Origin of the sequence: Streptomyces sp. NPDC059567 (genome assembly GCF_042735655.1) — a bacterium.
Lineage (GTDB): Bacteria > Actinomycetota > Actinomycetes > Streptomycetales > Streptomycetaceae > Streptomyces.
The window spans coordinates 84,398-93,608 of sequence record NZ_JBHWBS010000002.1 but is presented as its reverse complement, the minus strand read 5'-3'; the positions used below and the strand labels follow the sequence as shown (position 1 = coordinate 93,608).

6 protein-coding genes are annotated in these 9,211 nt (G+C 75.2%); 4 read left to right on the top strand and 2 right to left on the bottom strand.

Translation table 11 applies throughout. The features are described from left to right. The first annotated feature begins 63 nt into the window (after nt 1–63). From ACFVZW_RS01825 to ACFVZW_RS01810, 4 genes are all read left to right on the top strand, one after another. The gene (locus tag ACFVZW_RS01825) at nt 64–1,092 is read left to right on the top strand and encodes an ABC transporter permease (RefSeq protein ID WP_384515218.1); all 1,029 of its coding nucleotides are present in this window, start codon (nt 64–66) and stop codon (nt 1,090–1,092) included. Further along, a complete protein-coding gene (locus tag ACFVZW_RS01820) occupies nt 1,089–1,973 on the top strand; it encodes an ABC transporter permease (protein ID WP_383552966.1) in 885 nt (294 codons plus the stop codon). Before ACFVZW_RS01825 ends, ACFVZW_RS01820 begins: the two co-directional genes overlap by 4 nt. Further along, the gene (locus ACFVZW_RS01815) at nt 1,970–2,935 is read left to right on the top strand and encodes an ABC transporter ATP-binding protein (RefSeq protein WP_384515214.1); all 966 of its coding nucleotides are present in this window, start codon (nt 1,970–1,972) and stop codon (nt 2,933–2,935) included. Before ACFVZW_RS01820 ends, ACFVZW_RS01815 begins: the two co-directional genes overlap by 4 nt. Nucleotides 2,936–3,033: 98 nt before the next feature. Beyond that, nucleotides 3,034–4,011: an ABC transporter ATP-binding protein gene (locus tag ACFVZW_RS01810; protein WP_384515566.1), complete on the top strand. Its 978-nt coding sequence runs from the start codon at nt 3,034–3,036 to the stop codon at nt 4,009–4,011. 78 nt (nt 4,012–4,089) lie between these two features. Here ACFVZW_RS01810 and ACFVZW_RS01805 read toward each other — a convergent pair whose 3' ends face one another. Together ACFVZW_RS01805 and ACFVZW_RS01800 are read right to left on the bottom strand one after the other, a co-directional pair. Further along, on the bottom strand, nt 4,090–5,046 hold the full coding sequence (locus ACFVZW_RS01805; protein ID WP_384515212.1) for a bifunctional riboflavin kinase/FAD synthetase: 957 nt from the start codon (nt 5,044–5,046) through the stop codon (nt 4,090–4,092). A 31-nt stretch (nt 5,047–5,077) separates the two neighbouring features. Beyond that, a complete protein-coding gene (locus ACFVZW_RS01800; protein WP_384515209.1) occupies nt 5,078–8,959 on the bottom strand; it encodes a trypsin-like peptidase domain-containing protein in 3,882 nt (1,293 codons plus the stop codon). Nucleotides 8,960–9,211 lie beyond the last annotated feature (252 nt).

Sequence of the window (9,211 nt, the reverse complement as noted above, 5' to 3'; positions counted from 1 at the left end):
CGCCCCCTCCCAGATCTTGTCTTGCTCTGTGTAACTCCCCCACCGCGGTGGCTTTGTGCGTGGGTGTGCGGTCCCGCCCCCCCCCGGGACGGCGCCTCCCGCACCGGTACGACCCTCCAGTACCTCCGCTACGTGGCCGGAAAGCTGGGCGGCGCGGCCGTCTCGCTGCTCGCCGTGCTCGTCACCAGCTTCTTCCTCTTCCGGATCATCCCCGGTGACCCGGTCAAGGCGATGACGCACGGTGTGCCGACCTCGGCCGAACAGCTGGCGACCCTGCGCCGGCAGTTCGGGCTCGATCTGCCGCTCTGGCAGCAGTTCACCGACTACTGCGCCAAGGCGCTGAGCGGCGACCTCGGCACCTCGTACCAGTTCCACGCCCCGGTCGGCGACCTCATCACACAGAAGCTGCCGGCCACCCTGCTGCTCACCGGCGTCGCCGTGGTGATCTACTCGGCGCTCGGGCTCTGGCTCGGCACCCGCTCCGCCTGGCACCACGGCGGTCTCGGCGACAAGCTCAACACGGGCGTCGCGCTCACCCTGTGGTCCGTGCCCTCGTTCTGGCTCGGACTGCTCCTGATCATCGTCTTCTCGGTGGGCATCGGCCCGATCCCGGGGCTCTTCCCGACGGGCGGCATGGAGTCGGGCGCGGGCGAGGCCGGCTTCGCCTACGTCCTCGACGTCGCGCACCACATGGTGCTGCCGGTCCTCACCCTGGTGGCCGTCGGCTACGCGCAGACCCTGCTGGTGATGCGCTCCTCGCTGCTCGACGAGATGGGCAGCGACTATCTGACCACCGCGCGGGCCAAGGGGCTCCGGGACGACGTCGTACGGCGCCGGCACGCCGTGCCGAACGCGCTGCTGCCGACCGTGACCATGGTCTTCATCAACCTCGGGCATGTGGCCGCCGGTTCGATCCTGGTGGAGACGGTGTTCTCCTGGCCGGGGCTCGGCGGGCTGTTCTACCAGGCGCTGAGCGTGCCCGATCTGCCGCTCGTCCAGGGCCTGTTCGTGGTCTTCGCCGGCGCGATGATCGTGATGAACCTGATCGCCGACCTGCTCTATCCGCTGCTCGATCCCCGGGTGGGCCGATGACCTCTCTCGTATGGGAACGCCGACGCGGTACGGTGTCCCGCTTCTGGAAGCAGTACCGGACCCACCGCGCCGGTCTCTACGGTCTGGCCGGGCTCGCCGTCATCGCGCTGCTCGCGCTCGCCGCGCCGCTGATCGTCGGCGCCGACGTGCAGTCGGTCACCAACGCGCCGGGCACGGCCCTGGAGTCCCCGAGCGCCGAGTTCCCGCTCGGGACCGACCAGTTCGGGCGCTCGCTGCTCGGTCTGCTGCTCTGGGGCGCGAGGATCTCGCTGCTCGTCGGTCTCCTCGCGGCGGCGCTGTCGGTCGCCATCGGCACCCTCGTCGGCATCATCGCCGGCCACTACGGCGGCTGGTTCTCGACCGTCGTCATGCGGATCACCGACTGGTTCCTGGTCATGCCGACGCTCGTCCTCGCGATCGTCCTCGCGACCGTGCTGTCCCGGTCGATGTGGACCGTGATCCTCGCGATCGGCGTCACCAGCTGGCCGACCACCGCCCGGCTGGTGCGCGCCCAGACGATCGCGGTGGAGTCCCGGCCGTACATCGAACGGGCCACCGCGCTGGGCGGCGGACACGGGCACATCATGAGCCGGCACGTGCTGCCCAACGTGATGCCGCTGGTGCTCGCGCAGACCACGCTCGGCATCTCCACCGCCATCCTCACCGAGGCGACGCTGGCCTTCCTCGGCCTCGGCGACCCGACGGTGGTGTCCTGGGGCGGAATGCTCCAGGACGCGCGGGAGGCGGGCGCGGTCTCCTCCGGTCACTGGTGGTACCTCGCCCCGCCCGGGATCGCGATCGCGCTGGTCGCGCTCGCGTTCACGCTGTGCGGGCGGGCCGTCGAGTCCGTACTGAACCCGAAGCTGGGGGTGGGGCGATGAGCCTGCTGGAGGTACGGAATCTGAGCGTGACGTACGGGTCCGGAGCGGCCGCCGTCCCCGCCGTGCGAGGGGTCGATCTCACCCTGGCCGCCGGGCAGAAGCTCGGGGTCGCGGGCGAGTCGGGCTGCGGGAAGTCGACGATGGCGCTCGCGCTGCTGCGCCTGCTGCCGCCGTCGGCCCGGCTGACCGGGGAGATCCTGCTCGACGGCGAGGACGTCCTCGCCATGAAGTGGGGACGGCTGCGGGCCGTGCGCTGGGCGGGGGCGTCGATCGTCTTCCAGGGGGCGATGCACTCGCTGAACGCCGTGCACCGGATCGGCGACCAGATCGCCGAGCCGCTGCTCACCCACGGGCGCTCCACCCCGGCGGCGGCCCGCAAGCGGGTCGGGGAGCTCCTGGAGCACGTCGGGCTGCCGGCGGCGCGGGCGGCGGCCTATCCGCACGAACTGTCCGGTGGGCAGCGCCAGCGGGTGATGATCGCGATGGCGCTCGCCTGCGGTCCCCGGCTGATCGTGGCCGACGAGCCGACGACGGCGCTGGACGTGATGATCCAGGCGCAGATCCTGCGGCTGATCGAGCGTCTGGTGGCCGACGACGAGATCAGTCTGCTGATGATCAGCCACGATCTCGCTGTCCTCGCCGACACCTGCGACCGGCTCGCGGTGATGTACGCCGGGCGGGTCGTGGAGGAGGGCCCGGCGCGGGCGGTCTACGACGCGGCGGAGCACCCGTACGGGCGGGCGCTGTCCTCGGCCTTCCCGAGGATCGGCGACCCTGCGTCCCGGCGGGCCCCGCGCGGGCTGCCCGGTGATCCGCCGGACCCCGCCGATCTGCCGGCCGGCTGCGCGTTCCACCCGCGCTGCCCGATGGCGGTGGAGGTGTGCGGCGAGCAGGACCAGGAACTGCGGGAGGCGGGCGCGGGGCGCCGGGCGGCCTGCGTACACGTAGGGAGTGGCTCGTGAATCCGTTGACACCCGACGGCGGCGCGTCCGAGGCGGGCTCGCCGGTCCGGGCCGGGGCGTCGAGCCCCGAGCCGCCGGCACCCGCGCCGCCGGTACCCCTGTTGTCGGCGACCGGCCTTCGGGTCACCTTCCCCGGGCGGCGGGGCGCGCCGGCCGCCCGCGCGGTGGACGGCGTGGACCTGGGCATCGGCGCGGGCGAGATCGTGGCGCTGGTCGGCGAGTCGGGATGCGGCAAGACGACACTGGCCCGTTCGCTGCTCGGTCTCGTGCCGCCCACGTCCGGGACCGTCACCTTCGCCGGGGAGCCGCTGTCGTACACCTCCCGCGCCCTCAAGGCGTACCGGAAGCGGGCGCAGCTGGTCCTCCAGGACCCCAGCGGCTCGCTGAATCCGCGCCACACGGTGTACGACGCCGTGGCCGAGGGGCTGCGGATCCACGGCTACGCGGGGGACGAGCGGGCCGCCGTCGGAGAGGCCCTGTCACGGGCCGGACTGCGCCCGCCGGAGCGCTTCTTCCTGCGCTACCCGCACGAGCTGTCCGGCGGGCAGCGTCAGCGGGTCGTCATCGCGGGCGCGCTGGTCCTCCAGCCCGAACTGATCGTCGCGGACGAGCCGGTGGCCTCGCTGGACGCGTCGGTGCGCGGCGAGATCCTGGCGCTGCTGCTGCGCCTGCGGGACGAACTGGGCCTGTCGGCGCTCGTCGTCACGCACGATCTGGGGCTCGCGTGGAACATCGCGGACCGGGTGGCGGTGATGTACCTGGGGCGGATCGTGGAGACGGGCACGGTGGAGTCCGTGCTGACGTCACCTCAGCACCCGTACACCCGGGCCCTGTTGTCGGTCCTGCCGGAGTCCGGGGGCGATCCGGTGATCCTGACCGGCGAGCCGCCGGACCCGGCCCGCATCCCCTCCGGTTGCCGCTTCCACGCCCGCTGCCAGGTCCTGGCCTCGGGGGAGGCGTCCGCCGTCGCGGACCGCTGTCGCGGCGAGGAGCTGCCGATACTGGGCGGCAGCGGGGCGCGGGACGTGGCGTGTCACTGGGTGCGCGCAGGGGCGGAGGTCACGAGCGGGGGCTGACGGGCGGTGGGGCGTCCGCGCGGCGCCGGTCCGGAGCTGCCGGGCGGGCTCGCCCCGGACCGGCGCCGGCGGTCTCCGTCAGCTCTTCCGGTCGTACGCCTCGGTGAGTTCGCGGGAGCGCTTCACGTCGTCGGCCATCGCTTCCAGCAGGTCGTCCAGGGTGTCGAACTTCAGCATCCCGCGAACGTACGCCAGGAAGTCCACGGCCACGTGCAGGCCGTACAGGTCGAGCCCCTCGCGGTCGATCGCGTACGCCTCGACGGTCCGCTCGGTGCCGTCGAACTGGGGGTTGGTGCCGACCGAGATCGCGGCCGGCATCCGCTCCCCCGCCGCCGTCAGCCAGCCGGCGTACACGCCGTCGGCCGGGATGGCGGTGTGCGGCAGGGTCTCGACGTTGGCGGTCGGGAAGCCGAGCTCGCGGCCGCGCTGGGCACCGCGGACGACGATGCCCTCGACGCGGTGCGGGCGGCCGAGGATCTCGGCGGCGCCCTCCATGTCACCCTCGGCGACGAGGCGGCGGGTGAGCGTGGAGGAGAACGGCTCGCCGCCGCCCGCCGTACCGCTCACGTAGAGGTCGACGACCTCGACCTCGTAGTCGTAGGTGGCGCCCAGCTCGGCCAGGAAGGCGACGTTGCCGGCGGCCCGGTGTCCGAAGCGGAAGTTCGGGCCCTCGATGACGGCCTTCGCATGGAGCTTGTCGACGAGGACCTTCACGATGAAGTCCGCCGGGGAGAGCTGCGAGAACTCGGCCGTGAAGGGGAGGACCAGCACCGCGTCCACACCCAGCTTGGCCATCAGCTCCGCGCGCCGGTGGTGCGGGGCGAGCAGCGGCGGGTGGCTGCCGGGCCGTACGACCTCGGAGGGGTGCGGGTCGAAGGTGACGACGACCGAGGGGACGCCGAGCTCGCGGGCGCGGTCCACCGCCCGCCCGATGATCAGCTGGTGCCCGCGGTGCACACCGTCGTAGGAGCCGATGGTGACGACGCTGCGCCCCCAGTCCTGGGGGATGTCCTCCAAGCCACGCCAGCGCTGCACTGTGACCGCTCCTCGTCCGCCTGTTCGCCGATTACGCAGGTCTAAGACTGCCATGCCCACGGCCGTCGTCCCGCATCGGCATGGAACTGCCGAGCCTCAGGACCGTACGGCGGGCGCCGGGGCCGAGGAGGGCGGCCCATTCCGCCGGGGCGGCGGTGAGCCAGCCGGCCAGCTGGACGGCGAAGGCGGGGACTTCGCGGGCGAGCTCGACGAGCCGTCGGTCGAGGCAGGTGGCGCCCTCGGGCGTACGGACCAGGAGGAGGCCGGCGCGGTGGACGAGGTCGCGGGTACGGACCTCGGTGCGCCGCTCGCAGCCGACGGCGGCGGCGCGCAGCAGGTCGTCGAGGACGGCCAGGTCCCGGGCCTCGTACCGCTCGTGGTCGAGCAGGATGTCGAGGAGTTCGTTGCGCAGGAGGCGGGAGGCGCCGGTGCCGGGGGCGGCGAACACGGGGGCGAGGGCGCTGCGGACCTGTACGGGACGGTTCTTGAGGAGACCGGTGACGAGCGGGAAGAGGATCGCCCGGGCGGCCGGTCCGTGTTCGAGGCGGCGGTCGACGAAGGCGGCGGCGTGGCGGGCGCCGTCGGGGTGGCGGTCGACGTACTCGCGCACGAGGGCGGCGGCGCGGCGGGCGAGGGCGGGGGTGGTGACCTCGGCGAGGGCTCGGAGCACCTCGCCCGCGGCCTCGCCCGGGCCGTGCAGGCGGGCCTGGAAGGCGGCGAGGACCGCTTCGGGGTGGGTGGGGAGCGCTGCGGCGAGCGCGTACGCCGGGACGCGGGGGTCGGTGAGGGCGCGGGGCAGGTGGCGGGAGCGGGTGTGCGGGTCGCGGACGAGGAGGCCGAGGGCGGGGCCGTGCAGGGCGGCGTCACCGGGGCGGGCGAGCAGGGCCAGGGCCGTGTAGCGGAGGAGTTCGCGGTCGGGTCCGGTCGTGGCGTGCTCGGCGACGAGGCATCCGTACGCGGCGGCGGCAGCCCGGCGGGCGGGGCGCCCGTCGTCGTGCGCCCACCGGTCGACGGCCCGGCACACGGCCGACGGCTCGTCCTCGGCGAGGGCGGTGAGGAGGCCGTCGGCGAGCGGATGGGCGGTGGCGACGAGGGCTTCGCAGAGGTCGTCGACGGCGAGGCCCCGGTGGGTGTGCAGCAGCGCCTGCGCGGCGGTGGCGACGGTGGCGTCCGGCGCGGCGGCGAGCGCCCGCCCGTCCCCGAACCACCGGCAGAGCAACGGCTGCACACCCCGGGGCTCGGCGACGAGCCGAGCGGCGACGACGTCGAGGAACCGGGGCGTCGCCTCACCCCCGGGCGGGACATCGGCGGGCACGAGCCGCCGCAGCAGGTCCATCCGCTCCCCTTCCCCGATGCGCAACGCTTCCCAGAAGGCGGGCCCGAAGGGGGCGAAGGCGGTGGGGCGGGGGGCGGGGACGTGCGGGCCTGCGGGCCCGGGCGAGTCGGCCGGCGGATGCGCCTGCGGCCCGGCGGGCGGACCGACCCGCGGGTGGGTGCGCGCCGCGGACCGGGCAGGGGCCCGCTGGGCGGGCACGGGCCCGGACGGCGGGGCGTGTCCGGGCACGTTCCCCGGTCTGAAGCCGGGACCGTGGCCGGGTGCCGGGCCAGGGGACTGATCGTGGTCCCGCACGGGAGTCGGGGCGGGTGCCTGCGGCGTCGGCGGGGTTGGCCCGCTGGTGCCGATGTGGTCGGCGAGGTGGCGCAGGACCGGGAGGTACGGCTTGAGGTCGGGGAGGCGCAGCAGGGTCTGGGACAGGAGCCGGGCGCCCCACCAGGCCGCGTCGGTGGACTCCCGGCCCGCGGCGGACAGGCGGTCGAGGGCGTCGGCCAGGGCCGTCAGCCGGCGCCCGAGCGCGGCCGGGCCCTGTTCGCGGTCCAGGAGGAGCAGGGCCTGGACGACCGGGCCGATCCGATGGCGGGGTACGGGGAGCGGGCGCGCGGGCTCCGGACCGCTGCCGTGCGCGCCGGACGGCGGGGGCGCGTGTCCTGTCGGCATGGCGCGCGGCGCCCCGGGCCGGGACGGGAGCCCGACCGGCGCGCCCTCGTGCCAGCGGTGGACGAGCGCGTGCAGGGCGCCGTCGACGTCCAGGTGAGCGCCCTGGATCCAGTCCGCGAGCTCCTCGTGGCCGAAGCGGTAGCCGGATCCGGCGGGGACGACGAGGCCCTCCGTGAGGACGGCGGACGCCCAGCCGGTCCGCCACGGGAAGATCTCCTCGAAGGACTCGCGGTCCAGTTCCCCCTGCCCCGGTCCGAGGCACCGGCGCGCGGCTTCGTGAACCTGCCCGGCCACCCGCGCCGCGAGCCGTCGTACGGCGGCGCCGCGCGGGAGGGGACGGGACCCGGCCGCGATCCGTACCGCGACGCGCAGACACATCAGGTCCAGGTAGGCGCCGAAGATCTCCTCCCGCCCCGGGCGTCCGGGCACATCGCCGGGCAGCGCCTCGCGCACCTCGGCGAGCAGCCGCAGCGCCAGCGGATGCCGCGCGTCCTCGATCCCCAGATCGGTCGCACGGAGCCCGTACCGCGCCAGGGCCGGCGCGGCCTCCCCCTCGGTCAGGTCCCCGATCGGCACAGCACCGGCGGCGCAGGCCGGCGACCTCGGCACGTGGACCGGCGCGCGTCCGCCGCCCCCGTCGCCCGGCCCCGCCCCGTGCCCCGTGCCGGCGTCCGCTTCGGCGCCACCCCGACGCCCCACCCCGGACCCGCGCGCTCCCCCGTGGAGGGACTCCGGCGCGTACAGGCCGCTCGCCTGGTCCCAGTGTTCCGGGCGGCAGCCGAGCATCAGGCGGGCGCCGTGGGTGTTGAGCCAGGACTCCGTGCCCGTCGTCCAGGCGGGGAGGCGGTGGGCGAGGGCCGGGGGCATCTCCTCCGGGCCGTCGAGGATCACGAGCAGCGGGCGGCCCGCCTCGCGGGCGAGGGCGGCGGCCCGTTCCGGGGTCGCGGTGGTGGCGTCGCCGCGCGTGCCGGTCGTCGCGACGATCCGGCCGGCCTGGCGCAGGACACGGGCGACGGCGTCGGCGACCGAGGTGTCCTCCGCGCGCAGGTCCGCGCCGCGCAGCCAGACGGTGGGCGCGGGCTCGGCGCCCCTGGCACGGTCGGCGCAGTGGGCCGCGAGCGCGGTGGTGCGGCCGGTGCCGGGCGCGCCGACGAGCGCGAGGACCCGCGCGCCGCCCCTTGCGAACGCGGCGAACTCCCGGACGCACACGGCCCGTTCGACGGGCTCGGTCCACCCCCTGGGGCCGCCGGCGGAGCCGAGTGAGGTGGCGGTGAGTTCCAGGACGCCCGCCAGGTTCAGGTCCTGGCCGTAGCAGGGAACGATCGCCGCGTTCCGTCGCAGCAGCGCGGCCAGCGGCTCGACGGCGGCGAGGGAGACCGCGTAACCGGCCGCGCCCCGGTGGTCGCCGTGCAGCGCGGTGCCGAGGACCGCGACCACGGCTCCGGTCTCGGGGTCCACGACCGGCCCCCCGGCCGCCCGCCCGCCGAGGCGCAGCGCCTCCGCGCCCTCGGTGCCGATGGCCAGCTCCAGGGCGTGACCGAGGACGTGGAAGCGGTCGGTGGCGGTGTACGTGACGGTCGCGCCGCCCAGGATCCGCGCCTCGCGCCAGCCGTGCGCGGCGATCCGTACGTACGTTCCGGCCTCGAACTCGGTCCGGGCCGAGACCGGCAGCGGACGGACGCCGAGCCCCTCGGTCCGTACGAGCGCGAGACCGCTCTCGGGCAGGGCTGTGATGGCGTCGGCCTCGGCGAGGCACATCCGCTCGTCGGCGGCGTGCAGCACGATCCGTACGAGCCCGTCGACGGCCTCGTGGCTGGTGACGACGGTGCCCCGGTCGTCGGCGACGAAGCCCGTTCCTCGCGGTCGGCCCGACAGATCGCAGATCCGTACCAGCGTCGCCAGGTCCCCGCGTCCCATGGTGACGACGGTAGGTCTGCGGTGATCACTCCGAGAAGCGCACGGGACGAACGCGCCCCCCAGTGCTCCCCCGTTTCACTCCGAGCGCCTGCCCGTAGGGGTGAATGAGGGGTTCGGAGTGGATAGACAGTCCCCGGAGGGGGATCGTGGGGGGGGGGGGGCGCCCCGCGGCCCCCCCCACCACACCCGGCCGCCCGCCCGGGGGGGAGGGGGCCCGACGCAAACGCCCCCCCGCGGGGGGGGGGGCCGAGT